Genomic DNA, 346 nt, shown 5'->3' with positions numbered 1-346 from the left:
CGGATTGTGCGGAAAACAGCCGACTGGCGGTAGGGCCTGCTGTGATCGACCGATAGCCGGTATCAGCGCCGAATGGTCACCGAGATGGAGTGGGAATGGCGCATCCTGTTTACTCGAAGAACGCGTCGATGTTGTAAAGGTCCTGCGGGTAGCTCCAGCGCTCGCTGATCTTTCCGTCGGTGATGCGGAACACGTGGACACCGCGGTCGTCCAACTGCCGGCCGGCGCGCTCCCCTTGGACGCGGACCGTCACCACGGTGCGGTCTTCGCGGGGGATGATGGAATCGGGCTCGAAGGGGACCGAACCGTCGGTCATTTCGGTGAACTTCGCGAGATAGCCCAGCAC

The 346-nt window shown here is 62.4% G+C and carries 1 protein-coding gene; it reads right to left on the bottom strand.

The window, feature by feature from the left end; translation table 11 throughout:
- Positions 1-109 precede the first annotated feature (109 nt).
- Positions 110-346 (bottom strand): ester cyclase (locus IF22_RS35550; RefSeq protein WP_167337362.1); only part of this gene is annotated, 237 nt, incomplete at its 5' end.

It is taken from the genome of Micromonospora parva (assembly GCF_000718515.1).
GTDB lineage: Bacteria > Actinomycetota > Actinomycetes > Mycobacteriales > Micromonosporaceae > Micromonospora > Micromonospora parva.
This window is presented reverse-complemented; position numbering and strand designations above follow the sequence as displayed.